Annotated in this window: 1 protein-coding gene; it reads right to left on the bottom strand. The window is 68.3% G+C overall.

Annotated features, from left to right (window positions below; translation table 11 throughout):
- On the bottom strand, positions 1-449 hold a 449-nt coding region (locus BIV03_RS17085; RefSeq protein ID WP_254790942.1), incomplete at its 3' end, for a glutamate--tRNA ligase family protein.
- Positions 450-527: the final 78 nt, after the last annotated feature.

The following is a 527-nucleotide window of genomic DNA, read 5'->3' as shown; positions in this document are numbered from 1 at the left end:
CGCTCGGCGTCGGTGAGGTCGCGCTCGTGGTTGTCGTAGCCCTGCTTCGGGTCACGCCCGGCGGCCTTGTTGCGGGCCTCCATCTCCTCGGGGGTGACGAAGGACTCGTAGACGTGTCCGGAGGCCTTGAGCTTCGCGATGACGTCCTCGTAGACGTCCGTCCGCTCGGACTGCCGGTACGGACCGTGCGGGCCGCCGGCCTCGACGCCCTCGTCCCAGTCGAGCCGGAGCCAGCGCAGTGCCTCGAGGATCTGCTGGTAGGACTCCTCGCTGTCACGGGCGGCGTCGGTGTCCTCGATGCGGAACACGAGCTTGCCGCCGGTGTGCCGCGCGTACGCCCAGTTGAACAGCGCAGTACGGATCAGTCCGACGTGCGGCGTCCCCGTCGGGCTCGGGCAAAAGCGGACACGGACATCGGAACCGGAAGCGGTGGTGAATGGCGCAGTCATGACACGACGATCCTACCGGCCCGGCACCGACCGCCACGAGAGGCTGTGGAGGACCCGCAAACGCAGAAAACCCCTGAC

The organism is Curtobacterium sp. MCBA15_016, assembly GCF_001865105.1.
In the GTDB taxonomy this organism is placed as follows: domain Bacteria; phylum Actinomycetota; class Actinomycetes; order Actinomycetales; family Microbacteriaceae; genus Curtobacterium.
This window is presented reverse-complemented; position numbering and strand designations above follow the sequence as displayed.